Annotated in this window: 13 protein-coding genes; 7 read left to right on the top strand and 6 right to left on the bottom strand. The window is 70.0% G+C overall.

Going from position 1 to position 23,610, the window contains the following annotated elements; translation table 11 throughout:
• Positions 1–71: 71 nt before the first annotated feature.
• A complete protein-coding gene (locus ACTIGN_RS00260) occupies positions 72–653 on the bottom strand; it encodes a response regulator (RefSeq protein ID WP_144951885.1) in 582 nt (193 codons plus the stop codon).
• A 758-nt stretch (positions 654–1,411) separates the two neighbouring features.
• On the bottom strand, positions 1,412–3,301 hold the full coding sequence (mnmG, locus tag ACTIGN_RS00255; protein WP_439620310.1) for a tRNA uridine-5-carboxymethylaminomethyl(34) synthesis enzyme MnmG: 1,890 nt from the start codon (positions 3,299–3,301) through the stop codon (positions 1,412–1,414).
• Positions 3,302–3,416: 115 nt separating this feature from the next.
• Between mnmG and ACTIGN_RS00250 the strand changes: the two genes are divergently transcribed.
• The 4 genes from ACTIGN_RS00250 (at position 3,417) to ACTIGN_RS00235 (ending at position 8,606) form a co-directional block, all read left to right on the top strand.
• A complete protein-coding gene (locus ACTIGN_RS00250) occupies positions 3,417–5,390 on the top strand; it encodes a phospho-sugar mutase (protein WP_439620308.1) in 1,974 nt (657 codons plus the stop codon).
• A 265-nt stretch (positions 5,391–5,655) separates the two neighbouring features.
• Positions 5,656–6,534, top strand: a complete 879-nt coding sequence (locus ACTIGN_RS00245) for a Rad52/Rad22 family DNA repair protein (protein WP_439620306.1) — start codon at positions 5,656–5,658, stop codon at positions 6,532–6,534.
• Between the two features lie 146 nt (positions 6,535–6,680).
• Positions 6,681–7,052, top strand: coding sequence for a hypothetical protein (locus ACTIGN_RS00240; RefSeq protein ID WP_439620304.1), 372 nt, complete (start codon positions 6,681–6,683; stop codon positions 7,050–7,052).
• Positions 7,053–7,151: 99 nt separating this feature from the next.
• On the top strand, positions 7,152–8,606 hold the full coding sequence (locus ACTIGN_RS00235; RefSeq protein ID WP_439620303.1) for an MFS transporter: 1,455 nt from the start codon (positions 7,152–7,154) through the stop codon (positions 8,604–8,606).
• Between the two features lie 147 nt (positions 8,607–8,753).
• Here ACTIGN_RS00235 and ACTIGN_RS00230 read toward each other — a convergent pair whose 3' ends face one another.
• Positions 8,754–9,509 (bottom strand): UDP-2,3-diacylglucosamine diphosphatase, encoded by a 756-nt coding sequence (locus tag ACTIGN_RS00230; protein WP_439620301.1) that lies wholly within the window; start codon positions 9,507–9,509, stop codon positions 8,754–8,756.
• Positions 9,510–9,991: 482 nt separating this feature from the next.
• On the opposite strand from ACTIGN_RS00230, the gene ACTIGN_RS00225 reads away from it, so the two are divergent.
• Entirely contained in the window at positions 9,992–13,429 is a 3,438-nt protein-coding gene (locus ACTIGN_RS00225; RefSeq protein WP_439620300.1) for a hypothetical protein, read from the top strand.
• Positions 13,430–13,580: 151 nt separating this feature from the next.
• Here the strand turns inward: ACTIGN_RS00225 and ACTIGN_RS00220 are convergent, their stop codons facing one another.
• Positions 13,581–14,990, bottom strand: coding sequence for a hypothetical protein (locus tag ACTIGN_RS00220; protein WP_439620298.1), 1,410 nt, complete (start codon positions 14,988–14,990; stop codon positions 13,581–13,583).
• Positions 14,991–15,126: 136 nt separating this feature from the next.
• On the opposite strand from ACTIGN_RS00220, the gene metF reads away from it, so the two are divergent.
• Positions 15,127–16,035, top strand: a complete 909-nt coding sequence (gene metF / locus ACTIGN_RS00215) for a methylenetetrahydrofolate reductase [NAD(P)H] (RefSeq protein WP_439620296.1) — start codon at positions 15,127–15,129, stop codon at positions 16,033–16,035.
• 218 nt (positions 16,036–16,253) lie between these two features.
• On the top strand, positions 16,254–17,927 hold the full coding sequence (gene ggt / locus ACTIGN_RS00210) for a gamma-glutamyltransferase (protein WP_439620295.1): 1,674 nt from the start codon (positions 16,254–16,256) through the stop codon (positions 17,925–17,927).
• A 360-nt stretch (positions 17,928–18,287) separates the two neighbouring features.
• Here ggt and ACTIGN_RS00205 read toward each other — a convergent pair whose 3' ends face one another.
• Positions 18,288–19,241 (bottom strand): ornithine cyclodeaminase family protein, encoded by a 954-nt coding sequence (locus ACTIGN_RS00205; RefSeq protein ID WP_439620294.1) that lies wholly within the window; start codon positions 19,239–19,241, stop codon positions 18,288–18,290.
• Positions 19,242–19,270: 29 nt separating this feature from the next.
• A complete protein-coding gene (locus tag ACTIGN_RS00200) occupies positions 19,271–23,593 on the bottom strand; it encodes a DUF4340 domain-containing protein (protein WP_439620292.1) in 4,323 nt (1,440 codons plus the stop codon).
• Positions 23,594–23,610 lie beyond the last annotated feature (17 nt).

Below are 23,610 nucleotides of genomic sequence, written 5' to 3'. Positions count from 1 at the left end.
GCGCGGAACTCAAGCGTCGGAACCCCGTCGGAGGGATCCCGCAGTCCGAGGTCCGCGCCCCACATTCTGGTTCAGGCCAACACACCCGTTTCGATCTCGAGCTGGGCGCACATCTTCTCGATCAGCACGTCCACGTCGAACGGCTTGGGCAGGAAGTCGTCGGCCCCGGCGAGCTTCAGCTCCTGCACCTTGTCGTCCTCGATCATGCCCGAGATGCAGATGATCCGGACGTCTTCCATCGTCTGGTCGGCCCGGACGCGGTGGCAGACTTCCTTGCCGTTGATGTCCGGCAGCATCACGTCGAGGATGATGAGGTCCGGGCGGTACTCCTTGACCATCATCCCGGCGTCGAACCCGTTGGACGCGATCCGCACCTCGAACCGGCCGTCGGCCTGGAGCGCCTCGTTCATGGTCGCGACCAGGTCCGGCTCGTCGTCCACGAGGAGCACCTTCCGCTTGCCGCTCTCCAGGGCGTCCGTGGGGATGCCGTTGTCCTTCATGAACTTGTACAGCGCCTCCCGGGGGATGCGCCGGAACTTCGATCCGGGCACGCGGAAGCCCTTGAGCTGCCCGTTGTCGAAGCACCGAATGATCGTCTGCTGCGAGACCTTGCAAATCTTTGCGGCCTCGCCGGTCGTGAACACGGTCTTCATACGCTCGTCTACCTTGCCGGCGCGGCCGGCTCGCATGAAAGAGGTCCGCGCGCGGCTGTTCGACCGAGCCGGGGCGGGACCGGAATCCATCCGTGAATCGCTGACTGCCTACGGACCCTACCGCCGCGGGCCGCGGCGCAGGTGTTGAGAAGGTGGTGCCCGTCCTCGCGTGAGCGGGTGCGGGGGCGGTGTTGGCCGACTGAGGGGGCAGAACCCACCCACCTCAATCATAACTGGGGCGGGTGGCCGATCAACGCAAAGGGGTCCATTCTGCCGGGTCGAGCCCGGTTCCCGAACTGGCGTTCCTTCGCACAACCGGCAGCCCTTCCCAGGCTTGCCTCGTCACCGTCTCCTGACGCTCGCTCGGGCCGCTGTTGCGGTGTCACCCGCACCCGCGACCCCCGCTTCGGACGAACCGTGGCCTCTCCCGCTTCGTAGGGCTGACAGCATTCCAACCGGTCCCGGTTCCGCACCGAGACCAGGTTGCCGACTCGGTCACACCATTCATCGGCTACCCAGCCCACGCAAGCTACTCCATTTTGCCATTTTCCCAGGCCGGGTCAAATGGCGGGTCGGAGAAACCTGCGGCGGACCGTGCCGCCGATGATGCCGTGCCGCTCGGCCGCGCCGCCGGAGGGGGAAATTTCCGGCCGCGACGTCGTGCTCGCGGGGCCGCACGCCCTTGCGGCGGCCCCTCGTGCCCCCAGGGTTGCTCCGGTTTCCCGGCTTTCCCCTGCGGGCGAAGCCCCCATAACCACTCATTCGAGATAAAACAACAGCACTGCGAGGTCCGCCGGGGTGATGCCGCTGATGCGGCCCGCCTGACCCACGCTCGCGGGCCGAACGCGGCTAAACTTCTCCCGCGCCTCCACCCGCAGTTGCGGGACCGCCGCGTAGTCGAACTGCGGCGGGATGCGGCGGTCCTCCATCCGCTTGAAGCGCTCGACCTCGACGGCCTGCCGGCCGACGTACCCGCTGTACTTCGCCTCGATCACCACCTGCTCGACGACGTCGGGCCGCGCGTCCCACGCCCGCAGTGCCGGGTGCCGCTCGCACAGCGCGGCCCACTCGACACTCGTTCGCCGGAGCCACGTCTCGAGCGAGTCGCCGTCGCTCCGGGTCTGCTTGAGGGTCTGCTGGAGGGCGGCGATCCCCTGCTCCTTCTGTTGGAAGCGCTCCCACTCGGCGTCGGACACGGAGCCGACGCGGCGGCCGATCGCGGTGAGCCGGCGGTCCGCGTTGTCGTGCCGCAGCAGCAGCCGGTACTCGGCCCGCGACGTGAACATGCGGTACGGTTCGTCGACGCCCTTGGTGACGAGGTCGTCGATGAGCACGCCGATGTACGCCTGGCTGCGGTCGATCACGAGCGGCGCTTCGCCCTTCAGCTTGAGGGCGGCGTTGAGCCCGGCCATCAGCCCCTGTGCGGCGGCCTCTTCGTACCCGGTGGTCCCATTGATCTGCCCGGCGAAGTAGAGGCCGGCGACCGGCTTCGTCTCCAGCGTCGGGTGCAACTGCGTCGGCGGCGCGTAGTCGTACTCGACGGCGTACCCCCAGCGCATGACCTCCGCGTGCTCCAGCCCCGGCATCAGCTTCAGCATCGCGGCCTGCACGTCCTTCGGGAGGCTGGTGCTGATGCCGTTGCAGTAGTACTCCCGCGTGTTCAGCCCCTCCGGTTCGAGGAAGACGAGGTGCGAGTCCTTGTCCGCGAACCGCACGACCTTGTCCTCTATAGAGGGGCAGTACCGCGGGCCGCGGCCGCAGATCTGCCCCGAGTACATCGGCGCACGGTGCAGGTTCGCCCGGATCAAGTCGTGAACCGCCTGCGTCGTCGTCGTGGAGTGGCAAACGACCTGCGGGACCGTGACCTTCTCAGTGGAGAAGCTGAACGGCCGCGGGGGAACGTCGCCGGGCTGCACCTCGCACTTCGAGAAGTCGATGGTGCGGCCGTTGAGCCGGCACGGGGTGCCGGTCTTGAACCGGGCCAGCTCGAACCCGGCGCTCGCGAGGCTGTCGCTCATCCCCTCGGCGGAGTTGTCGCCGGCGCGGCCGCCGACGGTCTTCGCCTCGCCGGTGTGCATGATGGCCTTGAGGAACGTCCCGGTCGTGAGGATGACCACCCCGGCCCGGTAGAGCGTGTCGCCGCGGGCGACGACCCCGGTGACCCGGAGTCGGGAGTCGGGTGTCGGGGGTCGGGGGTCAGGAAGCCCGCCCGACATTTCTTCCGATCCCCGATCCCCGATCCCCGATCCCCGTTCTTCCAGCAGCAGCCCCTCGACGAGTTCCTGACGGAGCGTGAGGTTCGGTTGCTCCTCGACCCACCGCTTCATCGTGAACTGGTACAGCTTCTTGTCGCACTGGGCGCGCGGCGAGTGCATCGCCGGCCCCTTCGAGGCGTTGAGCACCCGGAACTGGATGCCGCTCGCGTCGGTACACTTCCCCATCACGCCGCCGAGCGCGTCAATCTCGCGGACGATCTGGCCCTTGGCGACCCCGCCGATCGCCGGGTTGCAGCTCATCTGCGCGACGGCGTCGGCGTTCATGGTCAGCAGGCACGTCTTCAGGCCGAGGCGCGCGGCGGCCATCGCCGCTTCCGTCCCGGCGTGCCCGGCCCCCACCACGACCACATCGAACTCGAAGGTCAACTGCACGGCACACCTCTCCGAACGCGCGTTTCAGGCCATGATACCGCCGGCCCACCCTCACGGGGGCGGGGCTTCGTGGATAAGACATCTCCCACGTGCCCCTGGTTCTCGGAGACCACACATGGATCTGCTCGCCGCCGCCCGCACCGGGTTCGCCGCCATCGACGCCGACGCCGCTCTCAAGGAGAAGGGGCTGGCGAACCTCGGCACCTGGCTCACGCACGCCGACTTCGCCGCGTACCGGCCCCAGATCGAGTGGCTGGTCGCGAACGCGAAGTGGTCGGTGCTGCTCGACTCCTTCTACCAGATCATGCCGTTCGGCACCGGCGGCCGCCGCGGGGCGGTGGGCATCGGGCCGAATCGGATGAACCTGTGGACCCTCGGCGCGAGCGTCCAGGGCCACTGCGACTACCTCAAGCAGCGGTTCCCCGGCGTGAACCCGCTCCAGGTGGTCCTCGCGTTCGACGTGCGGCAGTTCGAGGACAAGCGGAAGGTGTACAACCCGGACCTGCCGAACCCGGTGCTGCACCTCTCCAGCCGCGAGTTCTGCCAGTACGCCGCAGGGGTGTACGCCGCGAACGGCGTCCACTCGCACATCCTCGCCCCCGACAGCAAGCGGTACGTCGCGACGCCCGAGCTGTCGTTCTCGATCCGCTACCTGCGGGCGCACGGCGGGCTCAACATGACCGCCAGCCACAACCCGCCCGACGACAACGGGTCCAAGTTTTACAACGACCTCGGTGCGCAGCCGGTCCCGCCCGAGGACCAGCTCATGAGCGAGTTCGTCGACCAGGTGACGGCGATCAAGCACGTCGCATTCGCCGAGGCGGTCCGCGGCGGGAAGGTCCACTTCCTCGCGGACGCGCCGCACCGGGCGTACATCGAGCTGTGCCGCAAGGAGAGCCTCGTTCCGCCGCCGAAGAACGACGAGATCCGCGTCGTGTTCACCCCGCTCCACGGGTGCGGCGGGTTCTGCGCCGGCGAGGTGCTCGAAGCCCAGGGGTTCCGGCCGATCGCGGTTCCCGAACAGGCGACGCCCGACGGCCAGTTCCCGAACGTGACCGGGTACCCGAACCCCGAACTCCCCGCTTGTATGGACCGGGCCGAGAAGCTCGCGAGGGACCGCGGGGCCGACCTCGTCCTCGCGACCGACCCGGACGCGGACCGCATCGGCGGGCTCGCGAACACGCAGGTCGACGGCAAGGGCAGCTACCGCTTCATTACCGGCAACGAGATCGCCGCACTGCTCACGCACTTCAAGGTGTCGCAGCTCGCACGGGCCGGGTCGCTCCCCCCTTCCCCGGTGGTCGTCACGACCGAGGTGACGACGGGTCAAATCACCCGGATCGGGCGCTCGTTCGGCGTCCAGGTGGTCAACGACCTGCTCGTCGGGTTCAAGTACCACGCCGACGTGATCGCGCAGCTCGAAGCGAACGGGCAGTACGGCGAGATCAAGGCGACGGCCGCCGACTTCCTCATCGGCACCGAAGAGAGCCACGGCGTCCTGGCGACCCCCGGCATCCGCGACAAGGACTCGGCGTGTGCGGTGCTGCTGCTCGCAGAAGCGGCCCTCTTCGAAAAGCGCCAGGGCCGCACGCTCGTCGACTACCTCGACGACCTCAACCGGAAGTACGGGTACTACCGGAACGAGTTGCTGAACATCGTGATGACCGGGCTGGAGGGCAAGGTGAACATGGCCCGGATGCTCGACACGATGCGGAAGTCGCCGCCGAGGACGATCGGTGGGCTGCCGGTCGCGAGCGTCGAAGACCTACATGACGAGGCGGGCCGCATGGGGCCGTTCAAGGGCGACACCGACAGGGCCGCCCGGAACTTCCTGATCTTCCGGCTCGGCGGCACCGGCGGCATCTCGGCCAAGGTCTGTCTGCGGCCGAGCGGGACCGAGCCGAAGGCGAAGGCGTACATGGAGGTCGCCTCCGAGCCGTGGAAGCCGGGCACCCCGCAGGCCGAGTGGGACGCGGCGTGTGCGGCCGTTGACGCCCAGGTGCAGAAAATTGCGACCGACTTCCTGTCGCTGGCGATGGCGACCGTCGGTCAAACGCCGCCGCCCGGTGGCGACAAGCTGAGCCGCTAACGCGAGGTCGGAAGCCGACGAAGATCGGCTCGAGGTAATTGGCGGGCCGCCACGGAGGGCGGCCCCTACAAACCAAGCGGATCTGTATGGCCCGCCCTCCGTGGCGGCCCGCGTGAGGCGTTGGAGTTCGACCGAGTAAACCAGAGATCGAGGGCCCGCTCGGCACACCGGGCGGGCCCTCTGCTTTTCTCCCAACCGACATCGTTCCCGTAGTGCACACAACTGTACACTGCACCCATCACCAACTACCCGATGGAGGTGTACCGTGACGAGCCCCGAAGTGACCGTTCAACGCGACCCGCAACTCCAGGCCATCGCGGCCGCCCTTTCGGAACCGTTCGAGCCGAAAGAGGTCAAGTTCAAGCCCCAGATGGTCAAGAACAACCGCGCCCTCGCGATGGGCTACATCGACGCGCGGCTGATCCAGGACCGGCTCGACGACGTTCTCGGCGTCGAGAACTGGCAGGACAGCTACGACTTCCTCCCCGACGGCTCCGTCGTCTGTCGGCTCCGCCTCAAGCTCGGCGGCCGGTGGATCACCAAGACGGACGTCGGCTCGCCGAGCGAACAGCCCGACTCCGGCGACCGGGTCAAGGCCGCCGTGTCGGACGCGCTGAAGCGTGCGGCGGTGAAGTTCGGCATCGGCCGCTACCTCTACCGCCTGCCGGCGCAGTGGGTCGATTACGACCCGGTGAAGAAGCAACTCTCCAACCCTCCGCAACTGCCGGCGTTCGCGCTTCCCAGGGCGAAGGCGCAGCCGCAAGCGGCCGTGGCCGCCCCGCCCAGGGCACCCAAGGTCACCAGCCCGCCGAAGCCCGAGCCCGTGCCCGTGGTTGAGGAGAAGCCCCAGCCCGTTGTGAAGGAGGCGGCGAAGGTCGAGGGGCCGAAGTCGGCGACGAGCCTCCCGTCGAACGGGCACGAGCTGCACCGCCGGTTGCAGGAGTACGACGCAAAGCTCGCGGCGCAAAAGCTCTGCGTGCGTGGCGCGTTGCTCGCGCACGTCACCCAGGCCGGCGTGAAGGCGGGGTACACCGCGAACATGACCGACTGGACCGGGCCGGCGATCCCGTTCGCGGTGGACGCGGTCAAGGAGTTCGAGACCTCGGTTCGCAGCGCGAAGACCGACCGCCAGACGGCCGCGTGACTGCCCCCGCGGGCATTTTCTCAGCGAGTCGGTTTTCTTCGCGCAAGTCCGGCCCGGAACCGCGTCCCAGGGCAATCGGCGGAACTCTACGCGCAGCCCGCGGCTGCGCGTTCCGCTCACAAGTGCCAACCAGGACGGGATTTCCGATGTTCGCCGCATCACAATCCTTCCTCCACGCGCTGCTCACCTCCGCCGTTTTCTTCTGCGGCACCGGAACCGTTTCCGCGAACTGGTTCACGATCAAGAACGACACCGGGAAGGCGATCGTTGTTCAAGAAATGGTCGTCGTCAACGGCCAGGTCCGGCGCGGCAAGCCGACGGTCCTCCTCGCGGGCGAAACCCTCCGCGAGTTCATTCCGGGACCGACGGTGAAGCGGATCGAGGTGTTCGACCAACAGAACCAGAACCAGGCAACGTGGTCGGGGAACCTCGGCTGCAAGGACGAGAACCAGACGTACTCGGTCGGGCTGGCCGGCGGGAAGGTCGTGGTCGGTCAGGTTGTGCCGCCGAAGAAGTGATTCCGGCCCGTCGCGACCGCGTTTTTCGTTCCAGTCGGCAGTTCGGTCCGCTAGATTAGGCACTTCCCCGACCGTTCTCCCACTCTCCAGTTGCCCGGAATGACACCACTGCCCGCCTCCGAGAGCGCCACGCGCATCCGATACGTCGTCCTGTTCATGCTCTGCCTCCTGGCCATGATCACCTACATGGACCGGGCCGCCAACGGCAGCGCGAAGGACGCCATCATGGCGGAGCTGAACGACCAGCAGCGCCAGCACAAGATCGCCGCAGGGGAAACCGTCGCCGAGAAGGACCTGCTGACCAAGGACGACTTCTTCTGGGTGCTGATCGCGTTCCAGTTGGCCTACGCGATCTTCGAGATCCCGTCCGGGTGGCTCGGCGACACCCGGGGGCCGCGCTCGACGCTGCTCCGCGTCGTCGTGTGGTGGACCCTCTTCGTCGCGCTGACGGGGTTCGTGGGCACCAGTTTGCTCGGGGTGTACCTCGGGTTCTCGGCGCTCATCGTCATCCAGTTCATGTTCGGCGTCGGCGAGGCAGGGGCGTTCCCGAACATCGCCAAGGCGCTGTACAACTGGTTCCCGGCCGCGGACCGCGGGTTCGCGAAGTCGGTGATCTGGATGTCGGCCCGGTTCATGGGCGGGCTCACGCCGCTCGTGTGGGTGCTGCTCGTCGAACTCGGCGGGGCCGACTGGCACCAGGCGCTGTGGCTCTTCTCCGCCGTGGCGGGGGTCTGGTGCGTGGCGTTCTACTTCTTCTTCCGCAACCGCCCGTCCGAGCACCCGGGGGTGAACGCGGCCGAGGTCGCGGAGATCGACGCCGGCCGGGTCGCGTCGCACGGCCCGGTACGCATCCCGTGGGGGAAGCTGGTCCGCTCGCGGAACCTCTGGGCCATCTGCTTCATGTACGTGGTCACGAACTACTGCTGGTACTTCCTGATGTACTTCCTCCCTTCCGAGATGAAGGGGCAGTTCCCGGAGTGGAACTCCACGCCGGGCGGGAAGATCATGCTCGCCCTGCTCGCGGGCTCGCCGCTGCTCATCGGCATGTTCGGGTGCCTGCTCGGGGGGACGCTCTCGGACCGCTACATCCGCCGCACGGGGGACCGCAAGTGGGGACGGCGGCTGTTCGGGATGGTCGGGTACGGCGGGGCGGGGCTGTGCTACTTCGCGGCCGCCGGGGTGAAGTACACCGACCCGGACAACCTGTTCCTGTTCGCCGGGTTCCTCATCCTGATGGGGTTCATGAACGACCTCATCATGGCCCCGGCGTGGGCCGTGTGCCAGGACATCGGTCGGGACTACGCGGCGACCGTGTCCGGCGCGATGAACATGTTCGGCAACCTCGTGGGGGCGGTGTCCACGCTGCTCATCACCGGGCTGCTCATGAAGAAGTACCCCGGGGAGAAGGGGATTTTGATCTGCTTCACGATGTACGGGTGCGTGTACTTCCTGGGCGTCGGGGCGTGGCTGCTGATCGACCCGACGAAGCCGATCGAGGACCTGCCGCCGTCGCCCTCACCCGAGACGCGCGAAGAGGGCGTCGAGGAGCCGTGAGACTTGGGACTTCCGCACAGAACCCGGTCGTGGGGCCGGCTGGGCCGGCCGGATCGAGAGCCCTCTGCGCTACTTCGGCCGGCACAGCCGGCCCTACGACCGGGTTTGTTGCGTGATTGCCAAACGTCCTCGCGAGCCGCGTCGCCGTCACACGAGGGTCGGGGTCTCCACGACGGTTTCCTGGAGTGACGCCGGGGGGTTGAAGACCTCGTCCGGCACCTCTTCCGAGTAGCGCGCCAGTTCGATCACGCCGTCGCGGAGCGTGAGGTAGTGGCACGGCTTCTCGGTCCAGCACCCGCTGTTGAAGTAGTGGACCGGCCCGGTCGTGTTCGCGATCGGGTGGTGGGTGTGCCCGCAGCACACGGCGTGGCACCCCTTCTTCGCCGCGTACTTCAGCGCGCCGGCCTCGATCTTCTGGGTGCTCCGGAGGAACGTCTTGCTGTTCCGCTTGGCGAACTTCGCGAACGTGTGCGTCTTGTCGAGCTTCTGGAGGGCGTGGTACAGGCGGTCCGCGAACCAGGTGAACAGCGGGTAGCGGGAGATGAACTCATCGAACCGGTGCCCGTGGAGGAACAGCACCTTCCGCCCGCCGCTCTCCACCACGATCTCGTCGGCGCACGCGACGCCGAGCAGGTGCGAGACGATTTCCGCGGGGCCGTCGTGGTTCCCGTTGATCCACACGACCTCGATCTCGTCCGATAACTTTCGGATCTCGGAGAGAATCTTCCAGTGGTGCTTCTTCAGCCGCCGGAAGTCGATCGAGTCGAACACGTCGCCGTTGAGGATGAGTCGCCGCGTGGGGACGAACCCGCGGCGGACGGACGCGAGGAAGTGGGTGAGGAACCGCGCCTGGCAGTTGTCGCTGCCCAGGTGGATGTCTGAGATCACCAGGGCGTCGAACACGTTTCACCCCCAAACGTATCGGGTCGCGTTCACCTCCCTTCTTTGTACCGCAGGATTTTTTGGATTGCGTGTGAAGGATGTGAAGACACCTCGCTGGCAATCTGCACCCCCGTTACACGTTGCGCAAACGATTGCTGGAAAGTAGCTTATGCCGAATCACCTCACACAACACGGCGGACAATGTCCGAGAACCAGACATTCCGGGTGAGGGGGAGACGAAAAATCCGCCACAAAGAGTTGCTCTCCGAATCTAGGCAGCGTATTATTTCAGTGTCCCGCCGGGTGGTAGTTGTGGTGAATGGGCGACGCCGCAACAGCCTCCGGCGGGACACTTTTTTCCATCCTGCCGACCGCACCGTTCGGTGCACCTCTCTCCAAAACACCACTTCCAAGTGCCTTGTATCCAACAACGCACAACGCAACGCAACCGGCGTTTTGAACTGCTTTGAGCCCGCGGCCACAATCTTGCACTACAATTACGCATGCCCGCGCTGTTCTTCCCAAACCTGAACGCGCTCCGCATCGCCCTCGCGAGCGGCCTCGTCCCGCTTGAGATCACCCAGTTCCCCGCCGACGCCGGCTTCGACCGCCACGGCCGCTTGTGGCTCCAGACCGCGGAATCCCTGCCCCGCGAATCACTTGCGTCCCTCGCCCGGGTCGGCGTCCAGGCACTGGGCGACGCGGGCGTTCCCACGTCTCCGGTCTCCTGCTGGGCCGAACTCCTCCCACTGCTCCACGAGGAAGCCGAGGCCGGCCCGACCCTGTTCCTGGTTCCCGAGAAGCAACTCGCGCGGTTCCTCGCCAAGCTCCGCCGGTCGTCGCGGGGGGGCACCGGGATCACGCTCCCGGACCACGACGAAACGGGAACGGCGTGGGTGACCGCCGCGCAGGCCCCCGCCGAACTCCTCGTCGAGGCCGCGGAACCAGTGTGTGCGTTCGAGGCGTTCACCGAACAGACCCCGGGGGTCTGGGTGCGGCACGGCCGCCGCCACCCCGTGCCCGAGTTCCTCGCGGTGCCCGACGGGTGCGTCCTCCTCGTGCGGCCGCCGCGGTCCGTGACCGCGGTCGCGTGGCCCGTGCCCCGCCCGGCCTCGGACGAGTACCCGCTTGCAGCCGTTCCGGCCCCCCGCCCCGGCCCGCCCCCGGTCCCCCCCGAGGTGGTGCTGAAACTCGCCCTCGCGGCGCGGGCGACCCCGGAGCGCGAGGCGCTCTGGGTCCTCGACGCCCCCCGTGTCGCCGACTTCTGGGCGTTCTGCGTGTCGGCCGATGCCTCGCTGACCTCTCGCCTGGAGGCGGCGGTCGTCGGGTCCGGGGCGGGCACCCGCCTGGCCGTGCGGGTCCAGGGGAAGCGGGCGCCGGTCGCGGTTCACCTCCCGGTCGCCGGGTACTACCACGAGCCCTCGGTTCCCGGGCTGTTCGTCCCGACGGACCGCGTCCTGCGGCCGGCGCTGCGGGTGCGGGAACTGGCCCGGGTTCTCGGGACGCGCCCCGGGTGGGTGGTGTGGGTCGAAGCGAACCCGGACGGGAGCGTGACCCCGCAGACCGTCGCCGAAGCCGCCTTCCGGCCGGTCCACGAGTTGATCGAGTACCAGGCCCCCGCGGTCGAGCGGCTCGCGACGGTCCCGCGCACGGACCCGTTCGCGCTGGGGCGGTTCGTCGTCGCCAGCGACCTGCTCCCGCTCCCCGAGGCCCAGCCCACCCCGCCGCCGGTCGAGGACCCGTTGGTCGCGGTGGTGCCCCCGGAGGAGACGAGCTGGCTCCGCCGGTCGCTGGACAAGTTGTTCGCCAAGGTCCGGCAGCCCCGCGCCGCCCCGGACGAGACCCCCGCGCCGGTCCCGGAGGAGATCCCGGACCCGCCCACCCCGGCCCGCGAGCGGGTGGTGCGGAAACTGGCCTCGCCCGACGCCCTCCTGCACGGCCACGACTGGACCGCCCGCCGCCAGAACCTGGAGGCGGGCCTGTTCACCCACCTCCCCGGGCTCGGGCCGACCGGCCGCGCCGAGCGATGGTCGGAACTGGGCGGGGTGTACGCCGCGACCGGCAACGCCCCCGACGCGGCCGTGTGCTGGATGAACGCGGTGTGGGAGGTGGCGGCCCCGCCGGACCACTGGCTCGAACAGTGGCTCCTGGCCGAGTGCCGGGCCGCGAAGCTGACGGACACCGTGGGCGGCCTCGACCGGTGGCTGAGCGAGCCCGGGCGGGCCGGCGTCGGCCGGGTGGTGGCGGCGTACACCGCGGCCATCGGCCTGTCGCCGAGCCCGCCCCCGGAGTTCGTCGCCACGCTCCCGCGGCTCCTCGCGTTCCTCGACCTGCACTTCGACGACGTCCCCGTGCGGGCCGCGTGGCTCGCGCGGTACGCGGCCGCCCGCGTGTGCGACGGCGACGCGCTCGGCCTCGCCCGGTGGCGGGACCGCGTGCTGGCCCGGCTCGCCGCGCGCGGCCCGGGGCTGGACCTCGACGAGCCGTCGTTCCTGCGGTTCCACGGGACCGCGTCGGCCGAGCGGTTCCAGGCCGCCCGCGAGTGGGTCGAGGGGGTCCGCGGCCCCGCGATCGGGTGGATCGGAAAGATGGCCGCGCGGTCCCCGGCCGCGAAGCTCCAGTGGTCGGGGATCGACGCCGAGACGGACTGCACCGCCGCCTACGCGCAGTTCATGATCGCGTGGGGGCTCGCGTGCCTCGGCGAGCGGACCAAGGCGAAGAACTGGGCGGCCCGCGCCCGCAAGGTCGTCTCCCGCATCACCGGGCCGGGCGTCGAGGCGGCCGCGCACGCGGTCCTCGGCGACCTGTTCCTCCTGCGGGTCCGCGACGCGCAGGAGGGCCGCTCGGCCAAGCCGGCCCTGCCGCCCGAACTGCAGGCCCGGCTCGACGCGCTCCCCGAACTGGCCCGGTTCGCCGTCGACCGGCTCCGCGAGCACTCCCGCATCCTGGAGCCCGTGGACCGGGTCCGGGCGTTCCGCGGGCTCGACCTCAAGGCGTTCTGGGGGACCGACGAACTCGCCGAGCGGCTGTTCGTCCTCACCAACCGCCAGGACCGCGACCAGCTCGCGGACGAGGCGAACGAGCTGCTCCAGCTCTGCGCCGACAGCCCCACCACGGCCACCGTCCCGCGGGTGGTGTTCACGCTCCTCGACGTGGCCCCGTGGCTCGACCGCACCGCCCTGCCCCGCGTGCTGGAGCTCCTCCCCGCCGCCACGGACTGGTGCGAGGCGTGGCTCGCGTCGGGCCGCTGGGGCGAGGCCGAGCGGCCGGGCCGGTTGGTGCGCTACCAGACGCGGATGCTGAACGCGGGGTTCTCGGCGGCCGCGCTGCTCGAGCCGGGCGCCTCGGGGCTCGTCACGGACCTCGTGCGGCGGCTCGTGGCGGGCGGCGACCGGGTCCGCGGGCCGCTCCTCGCGACGTGCGGGCACGCGTTCCGCGTCCTCCGCCAGCGCGGCCTGGGGGGGACCGCCGAGACCCTCGTGCGGTTCCTCGACCCGGGCCAGTCCGGCGTGCGGCGCGACCCGGCCCGGGTGGGGCTCGCCGGCGGGTGGTACACGGCCGGGCACGAGGACGCCGGGAACCGCATCCTCGACGAGGCCCGCGAGCGGCTGTTCCTCGGCTCGACCGCGGACGCGAGCATCCGCACGCCCCTCGCGGTCGCCTACGCCGAGGCGCTCGGGTTCGCCCCGGCCCGCATCGCGCACGGCAGGCTCGAAGAGATCTTCCAGCGGCTCGGCCCGATCGACGTGATGGGCTCCACGAACAGTTACTTCACCCTGCGGCCGCTGCAGCTCATCGACGCCGTCGTGCGGTCCGTGGTGACCGACGAGTTCGCCCTCGGGCCGTCGGTCCGCGGGTGGCTCGACGACGACGAGTTCCTCATCCGCGGCCGCATCCACCGCGACCTCGCCGCCGTCCTCCGCGAGCAGGACATCAGTTAGCGGGGTTCCAAGAAATGTGTGGCCGGTTGGCGGGCCGCCACGGAGGGCGGCCCCTACCAGGCATCGGCTTTTGGTTTGTAGGGGCCGCCCTCCGTGGCGGCCCGCCAGCCACCCCCAGCGGATCTCCACGACTTCGACAACACCGTTCCCGTCACTTCACCTGCTTCAGCAGCGCGGCGAGTGCGGCCTCGATCTCGTCCGACGCCTTCACGCCCAGGAAGCTCGACCGGGCGCGCCACGTCTCGTACCCGCCGATCGCGTGGTGCGCCGGCGTGGGCAGGTAGCCGTAGTACCCGTTGGCGAGCGACACCACGCACGTCGGCTTGAACGGGCTGTTCTTCTTCACGGTGAGCCCGATCTCGGTGAACACCTCGCACGGGACCGCCGCGACCGCCAGGTCGCCGATGCGGTAGGCGTTGAGCGGGACCGAGACGGTGTCCGGGTACGCCGCCATCTTCACCGACTCGCGGGCGTAAACCTCCTCGGCCCCCTTCAACTCGCGGCCCTTGGCCCTGTCGAGAATCCCCTCGGCTCGCGTCACCTCGTCTCGGGTCGGCTTGCGCACCGGGAGTTCGATCACCGTGCCCGCGGTGCGGAGCGACACGTCGGCCCGGTACTCGGCCCGCTCCAGCGCCTTCAGAGCCGCGTCGGCGACCGCCTCGGCCACGAGCCGCGACCGCTCGCCCGGTTGGAGCTTCGGCGGGGCCTCCTTGAAGTCGATGTTGTTCACGTCGCCGCTGGTGCCGTTCGAGAGCACGCCAACGAAGTCGCCGCCCGCCTTGAGCTTCTGCGCCACGACCTCCGCGAACGCGCCGAAGTAGTCGGCCGACAGCGGCGGCACGTCGCCGACGTAGTGCAGCGAGTAGTTCGCGAACAGCGCGAGCGGCTTGTCGTCCGCGGTGCGGACTGCCAGCACGGTGACGCCCGGGTCGGTCGGCCCGGCGGGTTCGACGAGGTCCGGGCTCTGCCGCGGCGGGTTCATCTTCACGCGGTCGGACGTGCCGCCGAACGGGTCGGGGTTCTGCACCCCGGCCTTCAATTTCCACCGCCGGTTGAAGACGTGGTTCGGCTCGTGCCCGACGGCCCACGCCGCCTTCGCGGGCACAAGATTCGCATGGGCCTTGTCGATTCCCGCGGCGATCTTCTCCGTGAGGAACGCAGCGTAGGCCGGGTCCGGGTCGCTCTGGAAGACGCCGGCGACGCTCGGGGCCGTGTGGGTGTGCGTCGCCGAAATCATGATGTTGGCCGCGGGGATGCCGGTCTTCTTCTCGGCCAGCGCCTTCGCGGCGTCCAGCAGTTCGCGGGGGACCATGCAGCTATCGACGACCACGAGGGCGAGCTTCGTCGTGCCGTCGTCGAGCACGAGGCACCGGGCGTGGAGCGGGTCTCGCGCCGAAGCAGCTTTTCGGTCCGAGAAGCCCCCGTTTACTGACACCGGGAACTTAACGGGGGTAACGTCCTGGGCGAACGCACCGGCCCGGAGTGCGGGTTTGGCGGGCTGCGCGAGGGCGAGCGCCGGGCCGACAACCAGCGCCGACAGGGTGAGGAGCAATCGGGACACGGGAACCTCGGGTTCCGGGCGGTGGGAAGGTGGTCGCCGCATTGTACCCGGTGTTCGGGGCGGCGAAAGGCACGGCTTGGGCGCGCCGCGGCGGCGCGGTATAACACGGGAAACTCTCGCGTTCCACGGGTAGCACATGCACATCCAGGACATCTTCGCCGGGCACCGGACGACGTTCAGCTTCGAGTTCTTCCCGCCGGCCACCGACGCGGCGAGCGAGGAGCTGTTCCGGAACATCGCGTCGCTCCAAGAACTCCAGCCGTCGTTCGTGTCGGTGACCTACGGCGCGGGCGGCTCGACCCGCGACCGCACCCACGACCTGGTCGTCCGCATCCAGAAGGAGACGGACCTCGTCGCCGTGTCGCACCTCACGTGCGTGTGCCACGAACTGAGCGAGATGACCGCGATCCTCGACCGGTACGCGGCGAGCGGGATCAAGAACATCCTCGCGCTCGCCGGCGACCCGCCGCGGACGATGCCGAACTACGACCGCTCGAAGGACGCCTTCAAGTACGCCGACGAGTTGGTCCGGTTCGTCCGGAGCCGCACCAACGCGCCCGACCCCCGCGGGTTCGGCATCGGCGTCGCCGGGTTCCCCGAGGGGCACCCCGGGTGCCCCAACCGGCTCCAGGAGATGGACCACCTCAAGCGGAAGGTAGACGCCGGGGCCGACTACATCTGCACGCAACTGTTCTTCGAGAACCGCGACTTCTACGACTTCCGCGAGCGGTGCGAGCTGGCCGGGATCAAGGTGCCCATCCTCGCGGGCATCATGCCGATCGCCTCGAAGGCTGGCATGGTCCGCATGGCGCAGTTCGCGCTCGGGGCGCGCGTCCCCGCGAAACTGATGCGCGCGGTGAGCCGGTGCGCCGACGACGCCTCGGTCGCCCGCGTCGGGACGAGCTGGGCCACGGAGCAGTGCGCCGACCTGCTGCACAACGGCGTCCGCGGCATCCACTTCTACACGCTCAACAAGTCGGACGCGACGCGGCAGATCTACCAGAACCTGGGCGTCGCCGACTCCGCCGCGCTGCGGGCGTCATGACCCAAAGTGGGCGACTCGCGGAGCGAGTCGCGCCCCGGCGCCACGATGTCAACCCAAAGGCACGGGACGCGCGGAGTGTCACCCGCGGAGCGAGTGGCCGACATAGTAGGCGACTCGCGGAGCGAGTCGCACCCCGGCGCAACCGAGCCACCCGGTTAACTCGTGACCGCGTTCGGTGTCATTCGCGGAGCGAGTGACCTACTCTGAAGGGCCCGCACATGCGACACCTGCTCCTCGCCCTGACGGTGACCTCCCTCGCCCTGCCCTCCGCCGCGCAGCCGCCGAAGGCGGAGGCGGTGGAGTCGAAGGGCGGGGTCGTGGTGTGCGTGTCGCCGCCGGCGGCCGACGTCGGGCTCGCGGTCCTGAAGAAGGGCGGCAACGCGGTCGACGCCGCGGTCGCGGTCGCGTTCGCGATGGCGGTGACGTGGCCCGAGGCCGGGAACATCGGCGGCGGCGGGTTCATGATGGTCGCCCCGCCCGGCAAGGACGTTCGCTGCATCGAATACCGCGAGACCGCGCCCGGGGCCGCGAAGGTCGACCTGTTCGCGGACGGCACCGTCACGCCGCTCGACCACAAGGCCGCCGGCGTTCCGGGCACGGTCCGCGGCCTCGCGCTCGCGCACCAGAAGTACGGCAAGCTCCCGTGGGCCGACCTCGTGCTGCCGGCCGCGAAGCTCGCCGAGGACGGCTTCGCCGTGAACGCGGTCCTCGCCCGCGGGCTCAACAACGTGCTCGCCGACGCGAAGACGACGAACGCCGAGTTCCGCCGCGTGTACGGGAAGCCGAACAAGGAGGAGTGGACCGCGGGCGAGAAGCTGGCGCTCCCGGACCTCGCGAAGACGCTCCGCGCGATCGCCGAGAAGGGGCCGGACGCCTTCTACACCGGCGACCCGGCCGACCTGCTGGTGAAAGAGATGAAGGCCAACGGCGGGCTCATCACGAAGGCCGACCTCGCGACGTACAAGGCCCACGACCGCGAGCCGGTCCGCACCACCTACCGCGGGTTCGACGTGTACGGCCCGCCGCCCCCGAGCGCCGGCGGCCTGTGCCTGGCGCAGATGTTCGGCGTCCTGGAGACCTACGACCTCAAGAAGCTCGGCCGCTGGAGCCCCGAGGCGAACCACGTCATCATCGAGGCGATGAAGTTCACCTACGCCGACCGCGCCCGCTCCCTCGGCGACCCGGACTTCGTGAAGATCCCGCCGACGTTCCGCGACCGCGACTACGCGAAGAAGGTCGCCGGCCTGATCGACCCGAAGCGCGCCACGCCGAGCCTCACGGTCGCCCCCGACATGGTCATCGACAAGGAGTCGGACTCGACCACGCACTTCTCGGTGATCGACAAGGACGGGATGGCGGTGAGCAACACCTACACGCTGGAGAACAGCTACGGGAACCGCGTCGTCGTCCCGGGTGCGGGCTACATCCTCAACAACGAGATGACCGACTTCAACCCGCGGCCGGGCTGGACGACCTCGACCGGCCAGATCGGCACGAAGCCGAACCGGATCGAGCCCGGCAAGCGGATGCTGAGTTCGCAGACGCCGGTCGTCGTGTTGAAGGACGGCAAGGCGGTGCTGGTGACCGGCAGCCCCGGCGGGCGGACGATCACGAACACGGTCCTGTGCGTGCTGGTCAACGTGATCGACTTCGACATGCCACTTCAGGACGCCGTCGCCGCCCCGCGGACGCACCACCAGTGGCTCCCGGACGTGGTCCGGTTCGAGGGCGCGAAGCAGCACCCCGAACTGGTCGCGGCGCTCAAGAAAATGGGTCACACCGTGGTCGAGGCGCGCCAGGGCGACGCCCACTCCATCGCGATCGACCCGAAGACCGGCGTGCGAACCGGGGTCGCCGACAAGCGCCTCGACGGCAAGGCCGTGGGGGAGTGATACCGAACCGCCTGGGTTGAGTTCTGTCTGGTGGGGCAGGCATTCTTGCCTGCCTCCAGACGCCTCACGAGGCAGACAAGAATGTCTGCCCCACCAGAGCGCAGATCTACCTCAACCGATAACTCCTATCTACGTATAAATCTGTTCACATTCCGCAGGAATTGTAGCCAAATTCGTCTCGGAGAGTATTTGTCCGGTCTTTCCGGTGCTCATGTATCGCATGAATTCATTGCAAATAACAACCTAACAACGGTTTAGTTTGCTCAAAAGATATTTCTTCCGTACATATGAAATGGTTCCGGAGGTGGGGTACCCGGATCGTCCGGAACCAATCACGCTTACACGAATGAGCACATCGGCTCACAGAACCTCGCGGCCCAGCCCCTGCTGACGGGCGAGATCGACGACCCGTGCGGCGAGCGCGATGTCCTCGACGCCGAGCCCGAGCGACTTGAAGACGGTCACGTCGTCGGGTGAGGTGCGGCCCGGGGAGCGGCCGATGAGCACCGCCGCGACCTCGCGGACGTCGGACCAGCGGAGGACGCCCTCGTTGAGGGCCGCGACGAAGTCGCCGGCTTCGATCTTCGCTTGCTCCTTGCTGTCCACCGTCACAACGGCGGCCTTCCGGAACACCTCTGCGTCGGCCTCGGCCTTGGTCAAGAAGTTCGAGCCGATCAGGTTGAGGTGCTGGCCCGGCTCGACCCACTCGCCGCGCAGGACCGGGTCGCGGGACGCCGTGGCGGTGATGACGACGTCCATCCCGCGGACCGCGCCATCGGCGGCCTCGACCGGCACGACCTCGACCCCGGTTTCGCGGGCCAGTGTGGCGGCGAACTCGGCCCGCCGCGCCGGGTCGCGCCCGTAGACCGCGACGCGCGCCGCGGGGATCGCCTTGCAGACGGCGAGCACCTGCGTGCGGGCCTGTTTCCCGGTGCCGAGGCACCCGACGGTCGAGGCCCCCGGGCGCGCGAGCTTCTTCGTGGCGACGCCGGAGGCCGCGCCGGTGCGGAACTGGCCGATCAGGTCGCCCTCGACGATGGCGGTCATCGCGCCGGTCCTCCCGTCGTAGAGCGTGACGTGGAACTTGGCCCCGGCCTTGGTCGTGGTGTACGCCTTGAACCCGAGCACGCCGAGCGTCTTCGCCGCGGCCGGGAGGACGTGGAGCATCGCGAGGTCGGTCTGGCACCGCTGCCGGGGGACGTTCACCGCCTCGTCGAGCGCGAGCTTGCGGAACGCCGCCCCGACCGCGTCGAGGGCCAGGTCCATCGTGAGGACGGTCGCGACCTCGGCCTCGGTCAGAAACAGAACGGGCATTGCGACCCCCGGGTGGCGGAACGGCGGCACTACTTCTTCATCGTGTACGCACCGCGGTCGCGGGTCAACCGGGCGGTGTCGGCGGCCGACAGGACGAACACCACGGTGCGGCCCGGCCCGGCGACGCGGGCGTACCGCTGCTTGCCGTCGGTGCCGCCGACCGCGCCCCCGATTTCGAGGGTGGCCCTCGCGGCGCCCCGCGGCACCACGGTGACCGTGACCTCGGGCTTCTCCAACCCGTACAGCGTCGGGTCGGCGTCCTTGTCGGCGGCGTACCGCTCGGCCCGCAGCGCGCCGAGGGTGCCGACCAGTTCGTTCACGACCCGGAAGTCGATCGCCTCGCCCGGCTTCGCGGGGTCGCTCCAGAGCGGACCGGCCTTCTCGAACGCGAACCGGGAGTCGCCGAGTGCGACCTCGACGCGCTCGGCCTGTGCGGCGTCCACGGCCCACACCCGGCGCTGCCGGTACTCCGCGAGCAGGCGCGCTCCCATCGCGGGGGACACGACGCCGATCAGATCCTTCCCCTCCACCGCGACGGGCACGCGGCCGTCGGCCTGCGGCTTCCCGACTTGAAGCGCCAGGACGGGTCTGTCGCCGAACGATACCGTCCAGCTCGCCTCGGGCTTGTCGAGGCCGAACTGCTTCACGTCCTTGGCCCGGTCGCCGACCCACGCCTCGGCGCGGAGCCCGCCCAGGTCGGTGACCAGGTCCGCCAAGGCGGCCGCCTCGGCATCGGCGGCGACCGGCTCGACGACCTTCCACACCGCCCCGGTCTTGGCGAACGTGACCTTCCGGTCGCCGCGCTCGAGGACCACCCGGTCGGCGTCCACGAAGTTCGCCAGCGTGCGGTCGCGGAACGCCCGCGCCGGCGCGAGCAGCTTGTTCGCGAGCGCCGCGGGGAGCACGCCGACGAGGGCCTCCGGGGCCGGCGACTCGACCGCGGCGTACCGCTCCCCGTCGGGCTTCGAGGCGTCCACCGGGTTCCCGATCCGGAGCACCTTCTGTTCGGCCTTGTCGCCGACGGTCAGCGCGAGAACCGCGGCGGCCGGTTCCAGCCCGAACTGTTTGAACACCTCGTCCTTCTTGCCGAAGGCCGCGACGCGCTCGGCCCGGAGCCGCCCGAGCGCCTCGGCCAGTTCGTCGACGAACGGCGCGTCGGCCTTCTGCTTCGCGGGCTTCACGACGTCCCACCCCGCGGCGGCGCTCGGGGCGAGTTCGAGTTCCTCCTTGTCCCTGGTCCGCGTGACGGCCACGAGCGTCGTCGGGTCGAACTTCAGCAGGGTGCGGTCGGCGTAGTCGAACCGCTTGCGGGTGAGGGTCTCGGCGACCGCGGCCGGGACCACGGCGACGGCCGGCGTGTCGTCGATGCGTGCGAACCGCGCGCCGGACGGGTCCGGGTTGCCGAGGGCGATCGTGTGCGTCTCCGGCTTCTCGCCGGCGGTCGTCACGGTGACGCGGGTGTCGGGCGTCTCCAGGCCGAACTCGGCCCACTTGATCGCGTCGCCGTACGCCGCGAGGCGGGTCACGCGCGGCCGTGCGGCGGCCCCGGTCAACTCGGCCAGCCTCCCCGGGTCGATCCCGAACGTCGCGCCCTCGGCGGCCCACTTCCCGGCCGCGTCCCTGGTGAGCGTGACGGCCTCCTCGGGCTTGCCGGCCGCGACGCGGACGCTCGCGATCCGACCGGGGTCGAGCGCCAGGAGCAACTTGTTGGGGAGTTCGAGGGGCGGGGTCTGGGCCGCCGCAACGAACCCGGCGGGAACGACAAACACGGGGGCGTTCGGACCGTCGAGCCGCGCGTACCGGCCCGCGCCGTCCGGGGTCGTGCCCCCGACCTGCACCGTGTGCGTCACCGGCACCTCTTCGGCGGCCCCGGCCTTCTTCTCGGTGTACGACACCTTGACCGACACCAGCGGCTTGTCGAAGCCGAACTCGGCCGGGTTCGTCGCGGCGAGCGACTGGTACCTCTCGGCCGTGAGGGTTCCGAGCGTCGCGACGAGTTGTTGCGCGGCCTCCTGCGGAACCGGAGCGGTGAACGGCCCGGTGAGCTTCCACTCCGCCCCCGTGCGGGTGAGCGTGAAGCTGTTCGCGGCAGAGTCGCCCTGGCGCGTGATCTGAACCGACGCGATCTGGTCCGGCCCCGCCGCCCAGACCTTGAGGGGGAGGAGGCCGATCGCGCCGGTGGCGATCGGCCCTGTGGCGGCCGCGGGCAGCCCGAACACCGCACCGCCGTCGAGCCGCGCGAACACCTCGGGCTTGCCGGGCCGCGGCCCGCCGACTTCGAGCGTGTAGCTCCGGGCGGTGTCGAAACTCAGAGCGATGGTGTGGGTCGGCGTCGCCAGCCCGAACGCCGCGAGTTGCTCGGCCGTGGGGCTCTCGGCGAGGTACTCCGTCGCCCGCAACTCGGTGAGGGTCTGGGCGAGTTGCACCGCTTTCCCCGGGTCCGCCTCGGACGCGACGGGCGCGACGAGCTTCCACCCAAGCGCGTCGCGCTTCAGCGTGAAGCCGTTTGTGACCGCCACCGCGAGGAGCGAGGCACCGGTCGTGTCGAACAACTTGCGGTCGCGGAACGCAACGGTCGGCCGCTCCAGCAGCCCCGCCACCGTCTCGGGGAACAGGAGCGCCCCGATCCAGGAACTCGGGTCGTCCGGGCCGAGTTTGTTGTCGATGAGGGTGACGGCCGGCCGCCCGGCGAGCGACACCGGGAGCAACCGCCGCGCGTCGGGCGCGCCGAACCGCAACTCGTACTGCCGCTCCGGCGCGTCGGGCTCGCCGTCCGCCCGTGCCTCGCGGGCCGTCACCGTGGCCGCGTACCGGCCCTCGGGAACGGCGCCGTGGGTGCGCCGGTCGGGGCCGTCGGCCCGGAGCCGCGACAACTGTTCGATCAGCTCGTTCACCGCGGTCGAATCGGCCGGCAGGTCGTTCGGCCGCGCCGCAATGAGCCAGTGGTCGGAGCGGTCCTCGGGCCTGGCCGCCTTGGGGTCGGCCTTCTTCCGGGTCAGCGTGAGCGGCGGTTGCCCCGGCCGCGTGACGACCACCCGCTGCACCTCGGCCGAATCGAAGCGAGCGACGCGGGGATCGGCCATGCCGGCCGGTGCGGCGAAGACGTCGCCCAGCTTGTCGGCCGCGACGGTGAACACTTGCGGGTTGCCATCGACGCGGGCGTACCGGTGCTCCGTCTTCACCTTCTGCGTGACCTGCCGCGGCGGCGCGCCGGGCGGTCCGCCGGGGACGGTCACGGTCTCGTCGCGCTCGACCGTCTTCGCGACCGCCCCGAACCGGACGGTCACGGGCTCGCCGCCGCGGGGCTTCACGGTCACCGACCGCGGGGCGGTTCCGAAGCCGAGCTTCGCCTCGTCCGGGGCCGGGTGAACGAACTCCTCGACCCACAGGTCGGCGACGGCGGCGAGCACGGCCCGCAGGCGCTCCGGCTCGACGTTGTCCGCGGCGGGCGAGACGAGGCGCCAGACGTCCGCGAGGCGGTCGGGCCGGAGCGCGGCCTCGCCGCCCTTCACCGACACGCCGGGCTCGGGCAACGCCCCCGAACGCGCGAGCGTGAAGGTGCCGAGCGCCGAGAAGTCGAAGCCGAGGACGCCCGGCACCGTCTGCGTAACGGTCACGCTCTCGGTCGCTTCGCCGGGGAGCGTCACCGTGATCGGCGCGTCCGCCGAGGGCGGAGCGAGCGGGTTCGCTGGCGGCGTCGAGGTAACGAGCTTGACGCGCTCGGTGCTCGGGAACAACTGCCGGCGGCGGTACGCATCGGCCGAGCGCCGCACAACGGGCACCACGTCCGGCCCGAGTTTCACGACCTCCAGGTGCTCCTTGCCGTTCTCGTCGGTAGTGGCAACGCGCAAGTACCCCGGTCGGGTGAACGCGGTCTCGCCGGCCGTGGCCGGCGGCTCGCCGAACACGAGGTTCAGCGTACCCGTCCCGGCCGCGCCCGGCTTCTGAAACTCGACCGTCACGGCGACCGGCTTCTGGTCCGGCGCCAGTCCGTACGGCTTCAGGTCCGGATTCTCGCCGAGCGGCTCGGGGTGGAACCGCGCCCGGAGCGTCCCGAGCGTCCGGACCAACTCCTCGACCTCCGGGACACGCGGCGGCCAGTTCCCGGGCATCGTCCACGCCGCGCGGGCGCCGGCCCGCCGCACCTCCAGGGGATCGCCCGACGCGAACGCGACGCGGACCGAGGTGATGTCGTCCGGGGCGAGGGCGTCGAGCGCACGCGCGGCGGGCGACGCCCGGCCGGGGCGCGCCGACTCGGTGCCGAGCCGCGGGAGCCAAGCGTCGCCCTTGAAGAACCAGGCCCCGGCGGCGCCCGCGAGGATCAGGAGCGCGACGGTCGATTTCCAGTTCATGGCAGGTCACCCAGTGC

It is taken from the genome of Gemmata sp. (assembly GCF_051859125.1).
In the GTDB taxonomy this organism is placed as follows: Bacteria; Planctomycetota; Planctomycetia; order Gemmatales; family Gemmataceae; genus Gemmata.
Note: the sequence above shows the minus strand (reverse complement) of the source record. Positions and strands in the feature narration are given on the sequence as shown.